Origin of the sequence: Entomobacter blattae (assembly GCF_014672835.1) — a bacterium.
Classification (GTDB): Bacteria; Pseudomonadota; Alphaproteobacteria; order Acetobacterales; family Acetobacteraceae; genus Entomobacter; species Entomobacter blattae.
The window spans coordinates 2569962-2592567 of sequence record NZ_CP060244.1 but is presented as its reverse complement, the minus strand read 5'-3'; the positions used below and the strand labels follow the sequence as shown (position 1 = coordinate 2592567).

Sequence of the window (22606 nt, the reverse complement as noted above, 5' to 3'; positions counted from 1 at the left end):
CCTCTTAAGATCGGTGCAAAATGAAACGGAATTAAGGCTATGGTAAAGACCCTACTATTGAACGATATAATAAAAGAAAATAAAAATGAAATAAAATAAAAAAAATTACATATAATTAATTATCTATTTCTATTGGGCGATAACCAATAGTTAATGAGAGAGTAAAAGTTTTGTTTTTGCGTTTTATTTCAATATTCACTGTGCTTTGCGGGTGAATTGCTGCTATTGAACGAATTAACCCCCGGGCAGTCTCAACATGTTCGCCTTTTAGACTTATAACAATATCATTTTTTTGAAGCCCAGCTTTTTGGGCTGGACCGTTTTTATCCACCCCGATAATTCTTACCCCATCATGGTTGGTACTGTTTTCAAGGGTAATACCAAGCCAGCCCCTATCAATGTGGCCATTCTTGCGTAGCTCATCGACGATAGGCTGCGCCGTTTCTGAAGGGATGCCAAAACCAACTCCGACCGAGCTGCCGGTTGGTGAGACAATAGCCGTGTTCAGGGCCACAACTTCGCCCGCTATGTTAAAGGAAGGACCACCAGAATTTCCGGGGTTAATGGGGGCATCCAGCTGCAGGAAATCGTCAAAGGGGCTAGAGCCAATATCTCGTCCGCGGGCAGAAACAATGCCCGCTGTAACAGAAGAACCAAGGCCAAAGGGGTTTCCTGCAGCAATGATCCAGTCTCCCACCTGGATTTTGCGGCTGTCTCCCCATGTGATAGCCGGAAGAGCATGCGGAGAGGTGATTTTTATAACAGCGATATCTGTAAGAATATCCACCCCAATGACTTTTGCAGGAAAAGACGTACCATCAGAGAGAGAAACGGTAATTTTATCGGCATTGCCAACGACATGGCTATTTGTGGCAATAAAGCCTGTGCTGTCGATAATAAAGCCCGAGCCTGCACCCAAAGTTTCTTCATTATGTTTGCGCATGCGTTCACGAAATTTTTTTTCGTAAGGTGTCCCTCTCACCGAGGGGAGAACATGCCGTTTTTGATGGGGGTTATTAAGGTCTTCCGTCACAGCTATATTGACGACACTGGGCGCAACTTTTTTTACGATAGGTGCAAAGCTTAGGGGGCGGGAAATAACAATGTCCTGGCCTTTGTCCTGGCTTTTTGAGTTTTCAGCTTCAGAAGGGGCAGAGGACGAAGGAGCAGAGGACAAGGGCGGTGCACTATTGGGGGAAGGGTTTTGGGCCCAAGCTGAAGCTATTGGCACAGCAGAAAACCATAGCAGGCCGAGGAATGGAAGAGAGGAAAATGATAAAGATTGAGCTAGAAAGGGAAAGGAGCGCATTTTATGGGTTTGAGGTGGACATGTGTTTTTATGCGCGATCGGGCTGGAATCGCCAAAGAGGTTATGTGTAATCATTTTATAAAAATCTTTATTATTTTACTCAGCTGAGTGTTATTGGCCTGGAACAAACGTAAGCAAGACCCCTTTTTGGGAAAAAGGGAAGAAAAAAAGCCTTTATACCATTGTTACTATGGTTGAAAAAAGGCCATAAACAACGAAATTAGGCGATAATGGCTTTATTTTTCTTAAACGGGATAGCAATACAACACTACCTTCTTTCTTCTCGCACTAAGTTCTCCCACTCACTGGGAACGTTAGAGATTTTTTCACGCTTGGGTTGAAAGAGGTTACCTAGAGCTTGCGAAATTCTGGCCAGAAGCTTTTCTTGAGCCAGAAACTTTCCTGATAAACAGTTTTCCTCCTCTCACCCCCATGATATCTCATTATTTCACACAATTGTTGTAAAGGATGGTGGTATTCCCTTATTCGGTACATAAGATAACTGCCTTATAATCTGTCATCTGCTGCTTGGCTAAAAGAAGCCTGAAAAATATTATGGCAATCACTTTTGGTAATATGGCTGCACCAACCCTTATTTTTACATCAGGCCTGTTTACTCATAGAATAAATGACTGATGGTGAAGCTTTGTTGTTTTTTACCTTACCTTAGTTGTGAATTTTGTCTTACTTGTTCATTTTGAATGGATCTATTGGCCTGGGCTGGCCACTGTTCTGGATAGGCTGTTATTCTGAGCTAGCCGTTATTTTGATTAGAACTCATGACTGCATGTCACACACCGTTTTGGCCTCTCTCATAAAACGAACCTGCCTATCTATGATGGGCTATGATGGGATTATAAAAAGGCTTATAGGAGCCAAACTTATGTTGGATGAGGTTTTTCTGGCCAGTCATGTTTGGGGTAACGGCCCTTCATGTCGCGGCGCATATCATGCCAGCCTTTCTCCCAAAAGCTGGCAAGATCAGTGGTGATAGCCTGAACACGCCCCGCGGGCGAGAGAAGAGCGGCTTGCAGGGGTATTTTCCCTTCTGCCAAAAGGGGAAGGGCGGCAAGCTCGAAAAAGAATTGGGCTTTCGCTGCCACTACCGGAACGGGCTGCGTATAATCTATCGCCGTGGTGCGCCCTTGTAAGGTTATATGTGTTGGCAGGTGGCTATCTAGCCAATGTTTTTGCGGATAACTGAAAAAAGAAAGCAAAATCGCGTGAAGATCAAGGGTTTTGAGGTCACTGACCCGCCGAAGAGAACTAAGGTAAGGGGTCAGCCAGCTGGTAAGGGTATTTTTCAGTGTTTCGTCTGAGATATCGGGAAGGTCTTCTTGTCCTGCCTGGCGGGCCAGACGGGCTCTGGCTTGAAGTTGGCGGGTCGATTCGCTCCAGGTTAAACAGGTGAGGAAGTTTTGGTTGGTATACTCCAAAAGAATGGGGATAATATCACTTTCTGCAAGGGGAATTGTGCGTTCTTGAAGGATAAGGCTGCCAAGCCTTATGCGTTGGTGCCCTAAAACAGCCCCGTTTGTGGGGTCAACCATGAGGTCTGTACTAGTTCGGCAGCTCTCCAATAAAGTCGGGGGTAGAGCTTTGGAATCTAAAGGGGCTGCCATTTGTATGGTTGTGGTTTTATAATGATGGAGCACAGCAACCGCTAGCAATTTCTCCCGGGCGAGAGGATCTGTTTTAGGAATATGGGCGCTTCCTCCACCGGAAAGTTTAAAAGAGCCATCATCAGTACGTTTTTGGGCAATACGGTCAGGAAAAGCAGCGGCAATCAGTTTGGCAACGATCGGGGGTGGGAAAGAAAGTTCAGTCGAGGGGGAAAGTGCCATTTTATTAGCTTTTATAGCCATACGGGCGGCAAATTGCCGGGCTGTTTGGTGAATACGCCGTAAGGCGGCACGGTCGATATGCGTAGGGGGAATCTCAGGGTCATCAAGGCCTGCAATAAGATGAAGGCGAAGGGTAATATCTGCTGGCGGAGGCTGGACGGGTCTGCCCTGAGGCGTTCGGAAGGGGCGTATAGGGTCACGCTCTTCTAGGAGGGTTGCAATGGTGATGGCAATCGTCTGTTCTTGAGGGGTTTGCGCAGCGAGGAGCATGGCGGCTAGGCGGGGGTGGGTACCAAGCTTGCTCATTTTTTGCCCGAGTGAGGTAATATGATGATGGTGGTCATCCAAAGCCCCCAGGGAAATCAGCATGGCTTGTGCGGCTTCGACTGGCCCGGTGGGAGGTCTCTCAAGAAGTGGTAATTGGGTAAGCGGGGTGCCCACCACCTTTTCCCAGTGGGCAGCATTAAGGTAAAGGCTGCTGAGGTCAGCATTGAGAATTTCTGGCTGATCTTGTGGGGCAAGCCCTCGTTGGGTAGCTTCTGACCAAAGCCGGATGGCTATGCCAGGTATCGTTCTTCCTGCACGGCCAGAGCGTTGATGGGCTGCAGCGCGAGAGATCTTGACAGTTTTGAGTTGGTTTAACCCTGAATCTGACGAAAATTGTGGGGTACGCCTAAACCCGCTATCGATTACAATGCGGATCCCTGGTACGGTAAGAGAGGTTTCTGCAATAGAAGTGGCAAGAATAATACGTCTTTTTCCATCAAGGGGTGGCGAAAAGATCTTGTCTTGTTCTTCGGGCGGAAGGGCGCCATAAAGGGGTAAACACTCCACCTGGCTTTTGTAAAGGGGATGCTCTTCTATTAGGGTTTTGCAGCGGTGGATTTCTCCTGCACCCGGCAGAAAGGCCAGAATGCTTCCTTCCTCCTGGCTGAGAACCTCAAAAATATTTTGGGCCACAAAGGTAGGAATATCCTGAATACGGGCAATATCGTGTTTCGTATGGCGGATATCAACCGGAAAGCTTTGCCCCATGCTTTCGATAAGGCGGGTTTGCATGGTTTTGGTAAAAACGGCCCCGTCCAGTGTTGCTGACATGGCTAAAAGGCGTAATTCTGGGCGAAAGTTCTGCTGTACATCCAAGCAGCAGGCTAGGGCAAAATCGGTATCGAGGGAGCGTTCATGCACTTCATCAAACAATACAGCGGCAATTCCCTCCAACGTCGGGTCATGCATCAGCCGGTGGATTAAGATGCCTTCTGTGATAACCTCAATACGGGTTTGTGGAGAGCAGACTTTTTCTAGGCGCGTCGTATAGCCCACAGTCTGCCCCACTTTTTCCCCAAGGAGGCTAGCCATACGATACGCAGCCGTGCGCGCAGCAAGCCGCCTTGGTTCTAGCATCACCAGTTTCTGGCCTCGGCCAAACCACGTGGCGTCGAGAAGGGCAAGGGGGATTGCTGTTGTTTTCCCTGCCCCTGGGGGGGCTATCACCACGCCATTACTGCTTTTTTCCATGTGCTCGAAAATCTCAGGAAGGACTTGTGCAATAGGAAGTGTGCAGATTTCGGCAATAGGGATGTTGGGCGAATGGAGTGACATGAAAAGGTTACTGGTTAGTTTGTAAAGAATTTAAAGATAATAGCATGGTGGAGTAACGATAAGAGTGGTGGAGAAAGAGATATAGGAGCGGAAAGAAGAATATAAAATAGCGGTGAGATATGGTAGGGAGTTATACCTTAAATCAAAGGGAATGTGCATGAAAAAAAATTACTCTATTTTTCTGCTGGTTATAGGACTTATTGCGAGCACATTTTTTTCTTTTGTTGTAGCCGAAGCAGCTCCTCAGTCCTCTTTTCTGTCCTCTCTCGAAGAGAAGGGGCACAAAGAGGAAAAAGGCGATAATATTCCTCAGCAGGGGCAGACCAATTGGGTGGTTAATCGCCATAGTCGTGCTGCCATTATGGTGGATACGTACCCCATTCAGCTGGGAAAACCCTTTACTTTGGGGTTGCAGTTGGAGTTAGCAAAGGGCTGGCATACTTATTGGCTTAACCCAGGCGATGCCGGTTCTGCAGCAGACATTACCCTTCCATCAGAGGTTGGGGGTATGGCCCTTCGTGCGGGTAGCCTTCAATGGCCTGTTCCCCAGCGCATTCCTGAAGGTCCTTTGACCTCTTTTGCCTATCAAGGGCAGGTGATGCTTATGCAGCCGCTCACCTTGTTGGCAGGGCCTCAAAACGGACCTTCCCTTTCAGTTGGGCAGCGAGATGTCGTTATTCCCATAAAAGCTCAATGGCTCGTTTGCGAGAAGATTTGTGTACCTGAGGAGGCCTCTTTTACCCTTAAGTTGCCAGTTGCTTCTCATGCACAGGCCTCTGCGCAAGCACCTCTCTTTGCTACAGCCAGACAGGCTTTGCCTCAACCTTCTCCTTTTGAGGCGTTTTTGGATGAAAACAAAAATCTGGTGTTGAAAGGCCATGGCCTGTCGAGAGAAACCGTTCACTCTGCCCAATTTTTTCCTGCCAGGCAGGGGGCGATAGATTTATCGTTTTCATCCTCCCCTGTCGTAGGGGATAGCCGCATTGTTTTTCCTCTTAAATGGCTTGTTGATCCTGAGGCTGTTACCAAAGGTGTGGTTGTTCTCAAAGATAACAAAGAGAATAGCAGTGCCCTTTGGATAGAAACAAAGGTGGGACGCCTTACCGCATCGACTGTTGCTAATACAGCACGTGGTGGGGAGAGGCTGGCTGTGGGAAAAATAGTCAATAGTCTTGTGTTTGCTGTATTGGGCGGCCTTCTCTTAAATGTTATGCCCTGTGTCTTCCCTGTTTTGGCTGTAAAAACCCTGAGCGTTCTGGAAGTGGGGCATTCGGGGCTTGCAAAGGCCCGTAGAAAAGCTTTGGTCTATGTGTGTGGGGTGGTTGTAACCTTTACCATGCTGGGCCTCTTGATGATGGGTGGGCGAGCGATTGGCTTAGGTAACGGCTGGGGAACACAGTTTCAGTCTCCGCTGTTTGTCATTGGCATGGTCTGGTTTTTATTGCTGTTGGCTTTAAATCTTTTGGGTCTTTTTGAAATTGGCGCGGGCATGACGGCTCTGGGGCAAAAATATATACCTGCTCATGGCTATTGGCATGATTTTGCCACAGGGGTTTTGGTTGTGGTTTTATCTACGCCTTGCACAGCCCCCTTTATGGGCGTTGCAGTGGCTGCCGCCTTTGTTTTGCCAGCCTGGCTGGGGGGGATTGTTTTCCTCTTTTTAGGGCTGGGATTAGCCTTGCCTTATTGGGTGATGATGTGGGTGCCCGCCTTGGCACGGATCATGCCTAAACCTGGGAAGTGGATGGTGTATATTCGGCAAGGGTTGGCCTTTCCCTTATTGTTCACCTGTGTGTGGTTGGTATGGGTTGTAAGCCTGCAAGGAGGAAGTCCTGCAGTAGCCCTAACATTGACAGGTGGAGTGATATGGGCATTTCTCGCCTGGTTGTGGGGCATGCTCCAGTTTAAAGAGAGCCTGAAAGCCAAGGTTGGACGCTTTGTGATATTAATGTTGGGGGGCGGGCTATGCTTGGCCGTGGGGAGTGGATATTATTGGGGTTTATGGAAATTCCAACCTCCTTACTCCCTTGTTGGGCTTTCTTCAGCTCAGGGAATGCCCACAGAGGCTGAAAAACCTTTACAGAAAGAAGCCAAGAGAGGCCAAGATAGTGGCTTGGTGCACGAGGTTTATACCCCCCAGCTGTTGGAAAGGCTTACACAAGCCCATCAGCCTGTTTTTGTAGATGTAACAGCAGCTTGGTGTATTACATGTATTGTTAATGAGAAGGTAGCGTTAGAGTCTGCCTCTGTAAAGCGGGTTTTTCAGGATAATCACATCCACTATCTTGTTGCTGATTGGACACATCAGAACCCAGCTATTTCTGCTTTTCTTAAACACCATCATCGAGATGGGGTACCCTTATATGTTTTTTACCCATCACGGGGGAATCCCCAGATTCTTCCTCAACTTCTTACCCCTTCCCTGGTGGCCAGTATCCTTCAAAAACCCTAAAAAAGGGTAGGATATTCTCAGGAAATTTTCCTCCATTGTCTCAGTATAAATTTTTCCTCCAAAAATATTTTTTCAATATATTGATTATTATCAAATAATTTATACAATATATTGATTATTATTGAGAGTAATCTGGAATATGATCATCTATTCTAGGGCGGCACATTATATGCAAAGCAAAAGGGCTGACCTGAATGTTTCCTCGCTCTTCTTGGCTTTCTTGTGGAATGGGTAAGGGTAACCCTTTTTGGGATACATGGGCTATGAGGATAACGCTGCCTTTTGAGAAGCTGCTCTTTAGAAAATAGACCAGATGAATAAGAAGACGCAGAGAAGAGAAAAAGGAGCCTGGTATGGACATGTATGGAAATAGCCCCCTTACGCACACGGGGCAAGATAAGAGGCCAATGGTTGAGAATCACACAGCTCTTTCTTTCGGAAAAGGGGTTTTGCCCTGTCGCCCCCTCTATTCTGGTATGGGTGAAGCCGTGGCAAGGCGGACAGTTTTTCGCCCAGAGGATGAAGAAAACTTTGGGAAAGTGGCTGATAGGGTCGCCTGGGGAAACCTTTCCTTGTTGGATGCCCAATATAGCCCAGAGTGGCTAGCGCTTCGGAATGCCATTGCGACTGGAGCACTATTAACATCAGGGCGGCATCTTCAACATGGAGATTATCGGCAAAAGAACCGTAATATGGAGGTGTTTACCAATTGTGCCACAGCCATTGCCTCTTTTGCTAAATTTTACTTGCTGCTGAATGGTTCAGGTGTTGGCAGGTCTTATGATGATGACCTTATGGCCATCGATTGGGCTTATGCCCCAGATATTCTCGTATATCTCTCTCCAAGCCATCCAGATTATCCTCATAGTCGAGAAGAGTTGCTGCATTTTGGCCAAGAGATGGGGGTTTTGGGGTGGGAATACCATACCGATAATTTTGATGAAAAGGCAGAAGAACGCGTTAAAACCTTTATGGCTGAAATTTTGTTGCCCTCATTGGAAGCAGGCCCTGAGGGAAAAATTGAGCATCGGGTAGAAGATAGCCGTGAAGGGTGGGCCAAGGTTATAGAATTGTTGGAATCTCGGGCCTTTTTACAACAAAAAAATGTTCCCCTCCTTTTTGATCTTTCTTTTATTCGTAAGGCAGGTTCTCCCATAGCGGGGATGCAAAACCGTCCCGCCCCTGGCCCAGTCTCGCTTTTACGGGGGCTTCTTAATCTTTATCGGCACGTCATTATCCCCGCTCGGAAGCGTGATCGATCGAGTGGTGTGCTAGACTTGTGGGAGCAAGCCTTACTGGTTGATCATTATCTTTCTGTGGAAGTACAGGTCGGTGGGGCAAGAAGGGCTGCTCGTATGGCTACAAAATCCTGGCGGGATAAGGGAGTGCTGCGTTTTATCAAGGCCAAGGAGGCTGGCGGTCTTTGGACGGCAAACCATTCTGTTATGGTTGATCAGGCGTTCTGGCAGGCTCTGGCTTCATCAGAAAATAGCCTACAGGCTGAGCATGCAAGAAGGATTTTTGAAGAGGCTACCCGGTGTGCCTATATCAATGGTGAACCAGGTTTTATAAATGGGGATAAGCTTGAAGATCATCGCACGGGGCAGGCATGGAAAAAGCCCGTTTATGAACATGGGCAGGATTTTTCTAGTAGCCGCTATCAGGTTGGGCCGGCTCAGGCGCTCCTGGCGGAGTTATCTCGGCGGGCGGCAAAGGCTTTTTTCCCGGTTACAACCAACCCTTGTGGGGAAATAGCCTTACATGTTACCGGCGGATATTGCGTTATTGCCGATTTTGCGCCACTTTTAGCGTGTCCTGTGCATTTTGAAAGTTTTGAGCCTGGTCAAGCTGAGTATTCTGTAAAGCAGGAATGGGATCAACGCGTGGAGGCTTCGGTAAGGTTGGGGGTAAGATTTTTGCTGCGTGCCAACAAGATGGACGCGCTTTACGCGAAGGAGGTTGCACGCACTAACCGCATTGGAATTGGCCCTACCGGGCTTCATGAATGGGCTTGGATGCGGTTTGGCTATGATTTTGCCGATCTTTTGGATGAAAGAAAATCCTCTCCATTTTGGGAGATGCTGTATACCCTTTCTGAAATGGCCAAGGAAGAGGCAGCCTCTTACGCCAAAGAACTGGGGAGTTTTACTCCTGTAACGGTGACCACTATAAAACCTGCTGGAACAACCAGTAAATTATTTGGATTAACGGAAGGGGCCCACTTACCGGCAAGAAGGCAGTATATTCGCTGGGTACAGTTCAAAGGTGGGGCTGATGGGCATGGCTATGAGCAATCAGGGAGTGATCCCTTGCTTGCGGATTATCAGTCTCGCGGTTATCCGGTAAAGAGATTACAGAGTTTTCCTGGTATGAGTATTGTAGGCTTCCCGACAGTGCCTTTTTTCCTGCATTTAAATATTGGTAACAGGCTCGTAACGGCTTCTGAGGCTACCCCTCAGCAGCAATATCAGTGGTTAAAATTATTGGAACAGTTCTGGATAGGAGCTAAGCAGGGAAACCAGATTTCCTATACCTTAAAGCTTTATACCCATCAGTATAGTTTAGAAAATTTCCGCAAAATTCTCCAAGAGGAGCAACATCGGGTTAAATGCTGCTCTATTTTGCCAACCCGTCCAGACTCAGAATTGGGGTATGAATATCTTCCAGAAGAGGAAGTCGCTGCGGAGGAGTTTTTAAAGATTGTTAAAGCTATTAACAATACCAGTCAGCAGGAAATGGTAGATATGGCTCATTTACAGTGTATGAGTGGGGTTTGCCCTCTATAAAAGGCAGCAAGAAAAAGGTGGTAAGATATTTTGTAGATGATATCCTTCCAAAGGAAACCGCTTGTGTCCTGTAAATGGGCTGTTCTTTAGCAGATAAAAGCGGTTATCTTAATGGGGACGGCGCAAGAGTTTCGTGTTGTGCAGAGCAGATATGCAACCCGAATAGGGAAGTGTGCCTTTATTAAGGAGTTTTTTATAATAAGATAGCTCAGGTAAGAATTTCTGCATATCTCTTCAACAACAAGCGGACGGACCTTAAAGATTATGAAGATTGGGCTATTTATTCCATGTTATGTGGATGCCTTGGAACCGGATGTGGGAATTGCCACCCTAAAGCTTCTCGAACGTTTTGGGCTGGATGTGCATTATCCTTATGATCAGACATGCTGTGGACAGCCCATGACAAATAGTGGATGTCATAAGGAATCGGCAGCGACTGAAGCTTTGTTTGTGCAGAATTTTGAGGGGTTTGACTATATCGTAGCCCCGTCTGGCAGTTGTGTTCATCATGTGCGTTGTAATATGGATGCTGTAGAACAAACACCAGAGGTTCAACGCGTTAGGAAGCGCACCTATGATCTCGTCGAGTTTTTGCACGATATTTTGAAGGTGGAAGCCTTTCCATGGGCGGAGTTTCCCCATAAGGTTGCTATTCATAACAACTGTAATTCCTTAAGGGGGTTACGCCATGCCAGCATGTCAGAAAGACGGGAGGCGTTTTTCTCCAAACCTATGGATCTTCTCAAAAAAGTAAAAGGCATTGAGTTTGTAACCTTAGAACGTCCTGATGAATGCTGTGGATTCGGAGGGACTTTTTCTGTTTTTGAGGCGGCTATTTCGGCCAAGATGGGCCATGATAAGGTTCATGACCAATATCGCTCAGGGGCGGAGTATGTTGTCTCGGCAGATAGCTCTTGTCTTATGCATCAGCGTGGCTGCGCCCAACGGGATAAATTGCCCATAAAACATATTCATATTGCTGAAATATTGAATGGAACCGCCGCATGAATGTTAAGCATAACTCAGAAAACCCGCTTTCGCAGTCTGGTCAATCCCTTAAACATGCTGAAGCAGCAACGGTTGGTTTTAATAATACTCTTGTTTATGAAAAACAGCCAAAGGGGGCAACGGTTAAAGGGAGCCGCCCCATTAATCAATTAGAGGCCGCCGAACGATTTATTGCCGCGACCGAGCATGAAAAAATGCACGATCTGCGATTGTGGGATTTGCGAAAAAAACGTGATCAGCAGATGCACCAGATTGAGGAGTGGGAAGACCTTCGTACGCTTGCATCGACAATTAAAGAACATACCCTAACGCACTTAGCCCATTATCTCGAAGAGTTTGAGCGAAATGCCAAGGCGAACGGTATCCATGTACACTGGGCTGTGGATGCTGCTGATCATAACCGGATTATTGCTGGTATTCTAAAAGAAAAGAACAGCAAGCTTCTTATTAAAAGCAAGTCCATGCTGAGTGAGGAGTGCCGATTCCGTGAGGCCATGGCCCAGGAAGATATTGAGGTCATCGAGACGGATCTGGGTGAACGCATTCAGCAGTTGGATGACGAAGCACCGAGCCATGTTGTTGTGCCAGCAGTGCATAAAATGCGCACAGATGTGGCCGAGGTTTTTTCAAAAACCCTCCATACAGACCCCCATAATAATGATGTGCATTACCTTGCTGAGCAACAGCGCCAGACTACGCGCCCCTATATCTTGAGTGCCGATGCGGGAATGACGGGCGGAAATTTTATTGTGGCGGAAACGGGTGGGGTCGTTGTTTGTACAAATGAAGGGAATGCAGATCTTTCTGCTAATATACCAGACCTGCATATTGTCACGGTGGGGATTGAGAAACTTGTCCCTCGGCTAGAGCATTTGGCTGTTTTTGTACGCCTTTTATCCCGTAGTGCTTTAGGGTCTCCCATTACCCAATATACTTCGCATTTTCGTGGCCCCCGTAAGGGGGGGGAGATGCATGTCGTACTCGTTGATAATGGCCGCTCAGAACGCCTGCAGAATGAAACATTCTGGTATGGGCTTAAATGTATTCGTTGTGGAGCCTGTATGAATACGTGTCCGGTTTTTAGAAGAAGTGGGGGGTTAAGTTATGGGAGTACCTACCCAGGCCCTATCGGAATCGTCATTAGCCCTACATTTAACAGGCATAAATTTAGCCAATTACCTTTTGCTTCCACCTTAAATGGCAGCTGTACAAATGTGTGCCCTGTCAAGATTAATTTGCATGAACAAATTGCTTCCTGGCGGCAAGTGATGGCTGAAAACTCTGAAATGTCTCAAAGCAAGAAGAATATGATGAGAGCTGCAGGGTATATCCTTTCTCATCCTCGTTTATATAGGGGGGCCATTGCTATGGCAGATAGTGCGTTAAATTATCTGCCAGAGTTTATGCTCTATAACCGGTTGAATGCCTGGGCCAAAGGCCGTGATTTGCCAGAAGCGCCCAAGCAGAGTTTTCATAGCTGGTATCGGCATAACTATAAAAAGGGGGACTCCCTATGAGGGACAGCAGAGATATTATTTTTTCTCGCCTGAAAACTGCGGTGCCACCAGCTGTGAGTCTTCCGAGTGTTCCGCTGTTTGATGGAGGTACGCATAACCGTGCCCAATTATCGGCTCTATTTTGTCAATCACTTATTCGTATGGGCGGCCGCTTTTTAGAGCCTGAAGGGGATAGTCCCTTAGCTTGTGTTCACAAGTTATTGGAAGGGGTAAGCCTAGTCTGTTCTGCCGTAGCGGAAATAGAAGGTGACTTTCCACTTTCTGCAGTTCAATCCCCTCATGATTTGGCTGTAATAGAATATGGGGTTATACGTGCTTCCTTTGGGGTTGCGGAGACGGGTTCTGTTTGTTTAACGGAAAAAAACCTCGGTGTTAACGCCCTCGGATATTTGCCGCAACATCTGATTATTTTGCTTGATCCAGAAGAGATCGTCTATAACATTCATAATGCCTATCACCGTCCGGAATGGAAGGAAAACAACTATGCTGCTTTCCATACGGGGCCATCTGCTACGGCTGATATAGAAGGGGTGCTTATCCATGGGGCCCAAGGCGTAAGATCTCTTTCCGTTGCCTTTGTTCCTGCTTCTTACCAAAAGAAACTGTAAGGCTAAGAAGGAAGCCTTCAGGATGTAAGGCATAAGAGAGTTGCGGAAGCGCGATCATAGCAGCCTGAGGCCATGTTAATAATTCGTCCTATTTACGCTTCAGCATAATACGGTCCTATGGCCTGGGGAAAAAGGAAAGGCGGCTCTCTTCGAAACGAGCCAGGCCATGGGGACATGGATCTACATGATCCGCATACTATCACCTTGTTGCCAGTCGGCTGGTAAGAAAAAAGAGCCCAGCCCATACCATAGACTATAAGGATAAGTACCTCCAATGTGATCCAGAGCTGGAGTTTTTGAGAGAGGTTGAGAAATTCCGTCGGGCGGGTGAAACGTAAAAACCCTTTTTTGTGTTTTATTGGTTCAGGTCTGGAAGAAAGGGCTGACATAACTATCCTCAGCAGCAAAATTTCTGGGGTATATTTGTCCATTAAATGTTTGGGTGGAGAGGTTATAAATACAAATTCACTCTTATTAGGTATTACCTTCTTGCCATTTGAGGCTATGTATGCCCCAAGTCTCTTTGTGAATGGGAACTCTTAAGAGGGAGAATAACTCTTCTTCAGCAATTATGGTTTTCCCTCCCCTGAGTAACCGCTCATGGGTGATCACGCCCGCTGCACTCTCTGATGTCTACTATGTTCAGGCGCGTATCAAGCCTTGCTCTAAAGGTTTTTGCATGTGATGGTTGATGGTGTTTCAGAAGAACTTTTCTGAAAATGAGAACAAGGCCTAGGCTAGAATAATCTCTAACTCAAAACAAATACCTCGCTAGCACAAGACTTAGCCAGCAAAGGTAAAAGCATTTTTTTATCAATGGTTAGCGCAATGTCTACTTCCATTCAGAAAGCAATGGGGTGAGCCCTTGCTTATTAATGGCAAGCTGGGTAGAACATTGATGTGCAGGGGAAAATTAGCAGGGATGAGATCGTTTTTAACAAGTGGGGCCAATAAGGTAATGGCCTGTAGCATAAGCCAGGATTTGCTACAGGTGGCGCAATACTAGGCAATAATTTTTCTTGGTTTTTCAGACAGTTCAGCAAAACCATAGACTCAATCTGAATGGGTACAAAAAAAGAGCAGGCCAAAAGAAAGTAGGCCAGGATCATGCTGAAAAGCTTTGGGAGAGAATGGCTATTTTTTCAATAAAGTGTATTTTAAGATCCAATACCCCCCAATCCAATATCTCTCAGTGGGCTAGTAAGTTGTTAACTTACTAGCCCAGCCTGGCCCAGATAAACTTTGCTTATCCGTATGATTTTGGCCCTGTGAAGGAAACCTTTTGAAAGAGGAGAGGGTCATTAGGGTAGCTGTGAAGGGTGCACAAGGGAAGGGCGATTTGTGGAATGACTTTTATAGGTTTTTTGGCCGGTTTGTAAAACAGTATTTCTCTTGTTAGGGCTCGAAAGGGATGTTGTTTTAATAGCGGAATTCAATGCTGTACCGCCAGCATCTACCAGCCATTCGCGCAGGGTTGCCTTAACCTGGCTTTCCAACTCTCCATTGAGGCTCTTCATCATTTCTTTAGTGACCTTGTAAAGATAAACGGGGCTATCCAGATCAAGATCATCACCAGTGTTGGGGGTATAGGAGCGTTTAACATGCACTTCTGCGTAACCGGTATTTTGCCCTGATGCGGTAAGAAGATCGATATGGATGTCAATAATCCCTTGTAGGGAGTTGCTGCCAAGGGGGATAATAGCTGCACGATCCACGGTGAAGACCAGTCGTCCCGAGCTCCCTGAGGCGAAAATACGTTCATCATACATTTGCCGAATAGCTTGGAGAGGGGTTACGGGTGAGCGTTTGGAGATATCATCATCCTCAGGCTGAGCGGCATTACGGAATGTTTTCTGGCTTACATTAAAATGGAGCTGTGAGTATTGAGAGTAATGAATCGGTGAAAAATTGGCTTGTTTGGGCGAGCTATCGCTGCATGCTGCAGTAGAAAGAAGGGGTAAACTACAAAGCAAGGCAAAATATAAGGAGCGTTTCATTGTATGAGCCTTTAAGCGTAAAGAAAGATATATTTTTTAATAAAGCTGAAACCCTCACATGGCAATAAGGCAATATAATGGGTACGGTGATATTTCTAACCTATATTTTCTTGCTTAAAATCGCCGGGCTTTAAAAAATTAGGTCTGGCTTTGGGAGTGGATATCGTGGCGGTTGAATGTGAAAGAATAATTGCAAAATTCACAATTCATAATAATGTCGTTATCTTGTTGCATATGGTCAAGCTCTTCTGCGCCAAATTGCTCAAGGATGGCTAGCAGGCGCGAGCGTGAACACCGGCATCCGTAAGAAAGAGGTTTTGGTGTTCCCAATTGGAGCCCCTCAGCATGGAATAGCCGATGAAGAAGAGTTTCTGGAGAGAGGGCCTCTTCAAGTAACTCGTCTTCTTGTAAGGTATGGGCTAAAGCCAGTGCGGTTTCCCACCGTTCCAGAGTAGGGGATTGGGCAACGGTATTATGATGAGTGCCCCCTTCATTGGCAATACGTTCCAGTATAAGGGCTCCCGCGCGCCAGCCTTGAGGTGTGTGCTGGCAGGCGAGAAAAATTTTGCAGTCATGCTGTTCGCTGGTTTTGAAATAATGTTCTGCCATGTCAGAAAGGTCTGGCCCCTCAATGGCTACAATGCCCTGATGGCGCTCGGAGTGGCTGCCTTGGTCGATAGTAAAAGCAAGAAATCCTTCCCCAGTTAAAGTTCGGGCCATGGGCGTCGCAGTAAGGGAGAGAATATCTTCAAGGCGTTCTTGCTCTGTTTTAACGTAAAATCTCAAAGCGCCTTCATCTGTTGCATCGGCAACCAGGATAGAAACAGGTCCATCCCCTTTAATTTGCATGGAAAAGGAACCCTGGAATTTGAGGGCGGTTGCCATCCCTCCTACCAAGGCTAAGGCTTGGCCAGCAAGTTTGGAGATAACAGGGTGGTTGTCGTGTCTTTCAAGCAGGCAATCTGTTAAGACACCAAGGCGGACCAATCTTCCTCTTACCGGGCTTTCTGCCAGGAAAAAAGGGGTAATCCCCTGTGGAACAGAGAGGGTGGGCACTGGTGGTCGGTCAAGGTCAGTAGAGTTTTCAGTAGAGTTTAAGGAGTTTGGTATTTTTTTTGTCATGATGTTTTAAAGAATATATTTGCAAACTATAAGGAACAAAAAAGGCGAATGGAAAAGTTTAAGGTCTCTTGTTTGGCCAGGCGTTTTTAAAAGCTTCATAATAGGCGTTTTATAACAAGAGTTTCATAACAGGTGCTTCATGACAGAAGTTTCATGGCAGGTTTGAGCTGCTGTCTGATTAGGGTCATTTATAGGACAGTCCGGTAAGAAGCTTTTCTATAAGAAAACAAAATTATGGAGACGACCTGCCGCCCTTTTTATAACAAGAGTGTTTCTTATAAAAAGAGCGTTTAGGATTGGGCAATAAGCTTTTCTTCCAATGCCTCAAGCTGCATATTCATAGTTTCGTAAAGATTTTCATTTAACAGGTTTTTACTGACCAATTGGGCAAGAAAAATATTTCTTGCAGAGGCAAAGGTTGCGTTTAAGTCTGTTGTAGAGTTTGTTTGGGCAAGCTTGTCCAGATATTCAGTGGCAAGAGGGGTAAGTTCTGGGCTTTCAGGAAGGGGAATAGCCTTGAAAATATCATAAAGGTCTTTTTCTATCCAGCTTGGGGCATGCGGGCCTTCTTCAACTGCAGATGAGTGGTTTTGCCAGACATCCTCTTTCTTAGACTGAGAAGGTGTTTTGTCAGGGGCGCGTATTGTCATGGTCTTAATACCGTCATATTCTCAAAGAGATTGATATGGTGTGCAAAAATTAAGTTTCCACCCCGAAGTTACGCCAGTCTTTACCTCCCATGGCCCATATCAATATGCCTTTTTGAGCGTGTAACCTGTTTTCAGCCTCATCAAAAACAATAGAGGCGGGGCCTTCAAAAACGTCAGCTGTAACTTCCTCACCCACATGGGCAGGCAGGCAATGCATAAAGACAGCATCAGGAGCTGCAGCATTCATGAGGGCAGCATCCACCCTATAAGGAACCAGTCTTCGAATTCGTTCTTCTGGATTGGTGTCTGACATGCTTACCCATGTATCCGTAACGACGCAGTCTGCTCCTTTTACAGCTTCGGCAGGATTGGTTGTTACATGGATTTTGGCCCCCTGAGCTCTCGCCCAGCTCAGTACTTTTTCTGAAGGGGCAAGTTCCTTGGGGGTAGCCAAGCTAAGAGAAAAGCCAAATTGGGCAGCCGCTTCCATGAAGGAAGAGGCAACGTTATTGCCATCTCCCACCCAGGCAAAATGTCGCCCTTTAATAGGGCCTTTATGTTCCTCGAAGGTCATAATATCTGCCATGACTTGGGCCGGATGAGAATCGGGGGTCAGTCCGTTAATAACAGGAACAGTACTCCATTGGGCCAACTGAGTGAGCTGCTGAGTATCGCCCGTTCGTAGAACAATGACATCAACAAATCGGGAAAGAACACGTGCTGTATCGGCCATGGTTTCCCCTCGGCCGAGTTGCATTTCCTTAGGGGAGAGCACGACTGTTTGCCCTCCCAATTGGCGCATGCCGACCTCAAAAGAGACTCTTGTGCGGGTGGAAGGTTTAGTCAGCATAAGGCCCAGGGTACGCCCTAAAAGGGGTAGTTTGGGGTGCAAGGGATAGCGGCGGTTTTGTTGCATACGCTTGATACTGGCCGCGGTATCGAGGATTTCTCGCAGGGTTTGGGGAGGAAAGTCGCTCAGGTTTAGGAAATGGCGAACACCCAATTCAGGATTGGTTGATGGGCTAAGCGGGGAGGTATCACTCATGAGAGAGCTTTCGACGTGGAGGGGAATTTTTCTTCTATGGTTTTACCAACAAAAGAAAGGCGTTTGAGGCCTTCATCGCACTCTTCTGGTGTGATGATAAGGGGGGGAAGAATACGAAGAACGTTCTCCCCGGCCATAACAGTCAGGAGTTGGGAATCTAAAGCAAGGTTGTAAATGTCTGCCACTGGAGGAAGACATTTTACCCCCAATAACAACCCTTTCCCCCTTACTTCGCTAAACACGTGGGGGTAGGTTTTACACAGGGCTTCTAAGCCGTTTTTAAGATAGAGGGCCGTTTTCTGCACAGAGGGAAGAAAGCCCTCAGCAAGAATGGTTTTTACTGCAGCCTGCCCGGCAGCACAGGCTAGTGGGTTTCCCCCAAAGGTTGAACCGTGCGTACCAGGGGTTAATACCTTTGCCAGTTCGTCTTTAGCCATAAAGGCGCCGAGAGGTACGCCCCCTCCTATTCCCTTTGCAACAGAGACGACATCAGGGGTAATTCCGGCCCACTCATACGCGAAAAAACGGCCAGTTCGACCAGTTCCCGTTTGAACTTCATCAATCCCCAGATAAAGGCCCTGCTCGTCGCATAGCGCTCTTATTTGCTGAAGAAAGGCAATGTCAGCCTCTTTTACGCCACTTTCGGCCTGAATAGGCTCTAGCATAATGGCAGCGACATGGGGAGTCATTGCGGCTTTTACAGCGTTGATGTCGTTGTAGGGAACATGGATAAAGCCAGGGGCGACTTGGCCAAACCCTTCAAGATATTTGGGGTTACCCGTTGCAGAGAGCATGGCGAGAGTTCGTCCGTGGAATGCACCATGAAAGCAGAGAATATCGGTTTTCTCTGGGTGGCCATGTAAGGCTTGTGCCCGGCGCATAAGCTTAACCATGCCCTCATTCGCCTCAGCCCCAGAATTACAGAAGAAAACCTTATCGGCAAAGGTATTCTCAATCAATAAGGCCCCCAAGGCTTCTGCTTGAGGAATTTGGTAGAGGTTAGAAACATGAATAACCTTTTTGGCTTGTTCCTCAATGGCTTGAACAAGGCTAGGATGCCCATGCCCGAGAGAGGAGGTTGCAACACCCGCCCCAAAATCAAGGTAAGGGGTATGATCCTCCGTATACAACCATACACCTTTCCCATAGGAAAAAGAGAGTGGGGCACGGTTGTAGGTGGGCATAAGAAAGGAATTCATAGAGGGTCTTAAAAATTGAAAGATGTTTTAATAAAGGGGTTTAAATTTTTTGGAAAGAAACAGTATCTTAGATCGTGTCATAAAAAGTCAATTATATTTTTAAAATATTTTATGGGCTATGGGAAAAATGTAATGTTTAGTTGGGGTGCGATCTATTGTTGATCTTTTATGCAAAATTCTGCCTTTTCCACTTCAACATGTTTCTGGTTGGCCGTTAATGCCAGCTTCCCTTGGCACAAGGCTAGAGCCTGTCCAGTGCCGTAAAAATCATTAGGAGGGTGAAAGAGGACATCCCTCTTACTTTGCTCTTCGATGGAAATCCGCTACGATAGAGAGATGGATAGAGATGGGTAAGGTGTAGAGTTGAACAGGGTATAAGCCGGTAAATGGTGCGGTTTTTGGGTTAAAGAATGGGGATGATGAGCTACAGTGCTCACTTTGTATAAGTGGGAAATGGGTGGGAGAGGGGGTTATGGAGTTTAAGCGGGACATCAACACACCAGAATATGTCGATGCTCAAAGGCAAGAATCTGCCAGACACACGCAAAAAAACGGGCACACGCAAAAAAACCAACGGTTGGAAGAATTGCGTCAGGTGGCTTTACGCTACCTGGCCCGTTTTTCTACAACAGAGAAGGGGTTAAAGACTGTACTGCTTCGTTATGTTAAGCGCCAGCGGTTTCGGCAGAAAGGACTGGGTTATGAAGTCGGCGAAAACCAGGCTGGGTCTGAGGACTTTTTCGCAGAGATTCATAATATTGTTAAAGAAATGGTACAAAAACGTTTTGTTGATAATGGAGAGTTTGCGCGGAGCCGGTTGAACGCGTTGCAAAAAAGTGGGCATTCGTTGCGCGATATTGCCCAAAGGCTTGAATTTAAAGGCATTCAGAAAGAAATGGTCCAGACCATTATAGAGCAAGAGGCACAAGAGACACTTCAAGAAGAGTCTCTGCTTGCAGTGTCTCTGTTTGCCGATGAATCCTTAATAGAGGCCAATGAAAAGGCTGCTGCCCTGGTTTTGTTGCGTAAGCGCAGGCTTGGCCCATTTGAGATTGAGAAAGAGGGGGGGCAAGATTGTTATGAAAATGCTACGGAGCAGAAAAAAAATAGACACAAAGCGCAAATAGTCTTGGCGCGGGCAGGGTTTTCCGCAAAACTGGCTCAGCAAGTGTGTATGATGGATCGGTTTGAAGCGGAGGAGCGGATTTTCCGTTTAAAGAATAGATGAGCAAACGTCTTTCTTTTCTTTTTCCCTTTTGTGTTAGCCTTTTTCTTTTTCTGGCAGGGTGTGCTTCTTCCTCTGAGGAAGGGGAATATACCGCCTTGCAATGTGCCCCTTATGCCCGCTCCTTAACAGGGGTGAATTTAAGGGGGAGTGCAGCAAGCTGGTGGCGGCAATCTGTAGGGGTTTATCCTCATACGAAGCATCCCAGAGCTGGGGCAGTTTTGGTTTTTCGTTCAACACGCCGCATTCCAGATGGCCATGTTGCCGTAGTAACCTCGGTTGAAAATTCCCGCAAAGTTTTGGTTGATCATGCCAATTGGGAACCTCATCGTGTCGATCACGGGGTGCCGGTGGTTGATATCTCACGCACGAATGACTGGAGCCGGGTTAAAGTCTGGTGGGCCCCTATTAACCATATGGGAAGTTCCGCCTATCCAACCTATGGGTTTATCCTCCCAGATCTTACAGTAGCTGATGCAGGCTCCTGAGAGGGGTGCTCTAGAAGGTCTGTAAAGCTTATGAAGCGGGATTATTCAGATATGTGCATGTGTATGTACATGGTCAGAGAGGCTCTGTGCAGTAATGAGGGGCATGGGTAGTAAACATGGACAGTTAAACATGGGCAGTAAAAGTGAGTATTAAGCAAAGCAAATGGTTAGGGGATAGGCCTGTATTTAATTATTTGGTATTCGGGTCTTTTCGTATTATACATTGTGAGAATACAGTGCTGCTCCCGTCCGGCCAAAGGCTGGCTGAGGTGGGTTGGTCTGTTTTCTGGCTGGAAATGGGCTGAAGGCTGGAGTAAGGGCTTTGGATTAAGGCTGCTGTCTAATGAAGAAAGTGAAAACGAATGGGTAGTTTTAGTATTTGGCATTGGCTTGTTGTGCTGGCTATTGTGCTGATAGTTTTTGGCGGAAGCAGCAAAATTAGCACTCTTATGGGCGATGTTGCCAAAGGGATTAAAAGTTTTAAAAAGAATATGGCTGATGATGAGTCCATGGCAGAGGGGGAAGAGACTTCTTCTCAGCCTACGCTTCCTACTTCGAAGCAGGGAGAGCAGGCCTCCCCCTATTCTGTCCAGCAGCAGGATAAAACACCGCCTCACTCGGGAAATAATCAATCTGGTTAGCCGGTAGAGAGCCGTTTTTTATTCCTAGAGATTAAGATAACGGCCATTAAAAAGTCAGTGCAAGGTTGGAAGGATAGCATGGATCAGGCCTGTATGTGTCAAAAATGGCAAGATATGGAAGTGTCAGCCTTTAATATGGCGGCTGCCATAGGCAATTTTGATGGGGTACATTTAGGGCATGCCCATGTTATTCGTATGTTGCGAAATGCAAGGCCCGGTTCACCTCTTTCAGTTATTACCTTTACTCCCCATCCTCGTATGTTCTTTCGTCCACAGGATCCTCCCTTTTTGCTCACCACCGCTTCAGAACGTCGGCAAGCGTTGCAAAATTTGGGGGTAAAGCATGTTTTTGAAATTCCCTTTACACGGGCATTCTCTTCCCTTTCGGCTCATGAGTTTGTTCATCAAGTATTATACGGTAAGTTAAAAATTAGCCACTTGGCTTGCGGAGAAGATTTTGCTTTTGGCCATAGGCGTGAAGGTGATGTTAGTTTTTTAGAACGCGAACTGGTTAGCCTGGGCGTGGGTTTGAGTGTGGTTCCTATTTTTAAAGATAAAAATGGCCCTCTTTCTTCCTCACGTATCAGGCGCCTCCTTCAAGATGGGTATCCAGAACGGGCTGCTGAAGAACTGGGCCGTTTTTGGTCTATTTCAGGGGTGGTGGCTCATGGAGATAAACGTGGCCGCCAGCTTGGCTTTCCAACGGCAAATATTGCTCTGGGTTCCCATATTGAGCCCGCTAGGGGCGTGTATGCTGTGCGGGTGGTTTTGGAGGGTGGACGAGTAGAGTATGGTGTTGCCAATATTGGGCGTAGACCAACCATTAACGATGGTCAGGAAAGTCGGCTGGAAGTGAATGTTTTTGACTTTTCTGGGGATCTTTACGGGCAGACCCTTCAGGTTTTTCTTCATCATATGATCCGCGAAGAGCGCCGGTTTTCCTCTCTTGAGGAGTTAAAGGACAATATTACCAGAGATGCAGAGGCCGCCAGAGCTTATTGGGCCTAAAATTGTGGGAAGTAAAAAGACAATACAAAATAAACAATGTAAAATAAAAACAATGTGAAATAAAATGGGCATAAAATGTTAAAAAAGCCAAAACAGCGGCAATTA

Annotated in this window: 16 protein-coding genes; 9 read left to right on the top strand and 7 right to left on the bottom strand. The window is 46.6% G+C overall.

The features are described 5' to 3' along the window. Positions 1–115 precede the first annotated feature (115 nt). Both JGUZn3_RS11735 and hrpB read right to left on the bottom strand, forming a co-directional pair. Positions 116–1381 carry a S1C family serine protease gene (locus JGUZn3_RS11735; RefSeq protein WP_408871780.1) on the bottom strand — a complete coding sequence of 422 codons (1266 nt, stop codon included), beginning with the start codon at positions 1379–1381 and terminating at the stop codon, positions 116–118. A gap of 809 nt (positions 1382–2190) precedes the next feature. Continuing rightward, on the bottom strand, positions 2191–4755 hold the full coding sequence (hrpB, locus tag JGUZn3_RS11730; RefSeq protein WP_203413683.1) for an ATP-dependent helicase HrpB: 2565 nt from the start codon (positions 4753–4755) through the stop codon (positions 2191–2193). Positions 4756–4912: 157 nt separating this feature from the next. Here hrpB and JGUZn3_RS11725 point away from each other — a divergent pair, with 157 nt between their 5' ends. From JGUZn3_RS11725 to JGUZn3_RS11705, 5 genes are all read left to right on the top strand, one after another. Next, positions 4913–7207, top strand: a complete 2295-nt coding sequence (locus tag JGUZn3_RS11725; protein ID WP_203413682.1) for a cytochrome c biogenesis protein CcdA — start codon at positions 4913–4915, stop codon at positions 7205–7207. Positions 7208–7614: 407 nt separating this feature from the next. After that, positions 7615–9993, top strand: coding sequence for a recombinase (locus JGUZn3_RS11720; RefSeq protein WP_203413681.1), 2379 nt, complete (start codon positions 7615–7617; stop codon positions 9991–9993). Positions 9994–10257: 264 nt separating this feature from the next. Further along, positions 10258–11001, top strand: coding sequence for a (Fe-S)-binding protein (locus JGUZn3_RS11715; RefSeq protein WP_203413680.1), 744 nt, complete (start codon positions 10258–10260; stop codon positions 10999–11001). Next, positions 10998–12518: a lactate utilization protein B gene (locus tag JGUZn3_RS11710; protein WP_203413679.1), complete on the top strand. Its 1521-nt coding sequence runs from the start codon at positions 10998–11000 to the stop codon at positions 12516–12518. The genes JGUZn3_RS11715 and JGUZn3_RS11710 overlap by 4 nt, the downstream gene beginning before the upstream one ends. Beyond that, positions 12515–13126: a LutC/YkgG family protein gene (locus JGUZn3_RS11705; protein ID WP_203413678.1), complete on the top strand. Its 612-nt coding sequence runs from the start codon at positions 12515–12517 to the stop codon at positions 13124–13126. The genes JGUZn3_RS11710 and JGUZn3_RS11705 overlap by 4 nt, the downstream gene beginning before the upstream one ends. A gap of 1301 nt (positions 13127–14427) precedes the next feature. Here the strand turns inward: JGUZn3_RS11705 and JGUZn3_RS11700 are convergent. The 5 genes from JGUZn3_RS11700 to JGUZn3_RS11680 all read right to left on the bottom strand — a co-directional run bounded on the left by JGUZn3_RS11700 (position 14428) and on the right by JGUZn3_RS11680 (position 19139). Further along, positions 14428–15123, bottom strand: a complete 696-nt coding sequence (locus JGUZn3_RS11700; RefSeq protein ID WP_203413677.1) for a hypothetical protein — start codon at positions 15121–15123, stop codon at positions 14428–14430. Between the two features lie 138 nt (positions 15124–15261). Then, entirely contained in the window at positions 15262–16245 is a 984-nt protein-coding gene (gene hslO, locus JGUZn3_RS11695) for an Hsp33 family molecular chaperone HslO (RefSeq protein WP_203413676.1), read from the bottom strand. 290 nt (positions 16246–16535) lie between these two features. Further along, the gene (locus JGUZn3_RS11690) at positions 16536–16895 is read right to left on the bottom strand and encodes a hypothetical protein (protein ID WP_203413675.1); all 360 of its coding nucleotides are present in this window, start codon (positions 16893–16895) and stop codon (positions 16536–16538) included. Between the two features lie 49 nt (positions 16896–16944). After that, complete coding sequence (gene argF, locus JGUZn3_RS11685) at positions 16945–17940, bottom strand: ornithine carbamoyltransferase (protein WP_203413674.1); 996 nt, start codon at positions 17938–17940, stop codon at positions 16945–16947. Next, a complete protein-coding gene (locus JGUZn3_RS11680) occupies positions 17937–19139 on the bottom strand; it encodes an aspartate aminotransferase family protein (protein WP_203413673.1) in 1203 nt (400 codons plus the stop codon). Before JGUZn3_RS11680 ends, argF begins: the two co-directional genes overlap by 4 nt. A 472-nt stretch (positions 19140–19611) precedes the next feature. Here JGUZn3_RS11680 and JGUZn3_RS11675 point away from each other — a divergent pair, with 472 nt between their 5' ends. The 4 genes from JGUZn3_RS11675 (at position 19612) to JGUZn3_RS11660 (ending at position 22501) form a co-directional block, all read left to right on the top strand. Continuing rightward, complete coding sequence (locus JGUZn3_RS11675) at positions 19612–20367, top strand: RecX family transcriptional regulator (RefSeq protein ID WP_203413672.1); 756 nt, start codon at positions 19612–19614, stop codon at positions 20365–20367. Then, complete coding sequence (locus JGUZn3_RS11670) at positions 20364–20852, top strand: CHAP domain-containing protein (protein WP_203413671.1); 489 nt, start codon at positions 20364–20366, stop codon at positions 20850–20852. The genes JGUZn3_RS11675 and JGUZn3_RS11670 overlap by 4 nt, the downstream gene beginning before the upstream one ends. Positions 20853–21214: 362 nt before the next feature. Beyond that, entirely contained in the window at positions 21215–21493 is a 279-nt protein-coding gene (locus tag JGUZn3_RS12715; RefSeq protein WP_203413670.1) for a twin-arginine translocase TatA/TatE family subunit, read from the top strand. 78 nt (positions 21494–21571) lie between these two features. Further along, positions 21572–22501, top strand: coding sequence for a bifunctional riboflavin kinase/FAD synthetase (locus JGUZn3_RS11660; RefSeq protein WP_203413669.1), 930 nt, complete (start codon positions 21572–21574; stop codon positions 22499–22501). Positions 22502–22606 lie beyond the last annotated feature (105 nt).

Excerpts from the sequence above, each read along its gene's own strand:
- hrpB (WP_203413683.1), bottom strand. The coding sequence starts at position 4,755 with ATGTCACTCCATTCGCCCAACATCCCTATTGCCGAAATCTGCACACTT.
- JGUZn3_RS11725 (WP_203413682.1), top strand. The coding sequence starts at position 4,913 with ATGAAAAAAAATTACTCTATTTTTCTGCTGGTTATAGGACTTATTGCG.
- JGUZn3_RS11720 (WP_203413681.1), top strand. The coding sequence starts at position 7,615 with ATGGTTGAGAATCACACAGCTCTTTCTTTCGGAAAAGGGGTTTTGCCC.
- JGUZn3_RS11715 (WP_203413680.1), top strand. The coding sequence starts at position 10,258 with ATGAAGATTGGGCTATTTATTCCATGTTATGTGGATGCCTTGGAACCG.
- JGUZn3_RS11710 (WP_203413679.1), top strand. The coding sequence starts at position 10,998 with ATGAATGTTAAGCATAACTCAGAAAACCCGCTTTCGCAGTCTGGTCAA.
- JGUZn3_RS11705 (WP_203413678.1), top strand. The coding sequence starts at position 12,515 with ATGAGGGACAGCAGAGATATTATTTTTTCTCGCCTGAAAACTGCGGTG.
- JGUZn3_RS11700 (WP_203413677.1), bottom strand. The coding sequence starts at position 15,123 with ATGAAACGCTCCTTATATTTTGCCTTGCTTTGTAGTTTACCCCTTCTT.
- hslO (WP_203413676.1), bottom strand. The coding sequence starts at position 16,245 with ATGACAAAAAAAATACCAAACTCCTTAAACTCTACTGAAAACTCTACT.
- JGUZn3_RS11690 (WP_203413675.1), bottom strand. The coding sequence starts at position 16,895 with ATGACAATACGCGCCCCTGACAAAACACCTTCTCAGTCTAAGAAAGAG.
- argF (WP_203413674.1), bottom strand. The coding sequence starts at position 17,940 with ATGAGTGATACCTCCCCGCTTAGCCCATCAACCAATCCTGAATTGGGT.
- JGUZn3_RS11680 (WP_203413673.1), bottom strand. The coding sequence starts at position 19,139 with ATGAATTCCTTTCTTATGCCCACCTACAACCGTGCCCCACTCTCTTTT.
- JGUZn3_RS11675 (WP_203413672.1), top strand. The coding sequence starts at position 19,612 with ATGGAGTTTAAGCGGGACATCAACACACCAGAATATGTCGATGCTCAA.
- JGUZn3_RS11670 (WP_203413671.1), top strand. The coding sequence starts at position 20,364 with ATGAGCAAACGTCTTTCTTTTCTTTTTCCCTTTTGTGTTAGCCTTTTT.
- JGUZn3_RS12715 (WP_203413670.1), top strand. The coding sequence starts at position 21,215 with ATGGGTAGTTTTAGTATTTGGCATTGGCTTGTTGTGCTGGCTATTGTG.
- JGUZn3_RS11660 (WP_203413669.1), top strand. The coding sequence starts at position 21,572 with ATGGATCAGGCCTGTATGTGTCAAAAATGGCAAGATATGGAAGTGTCA.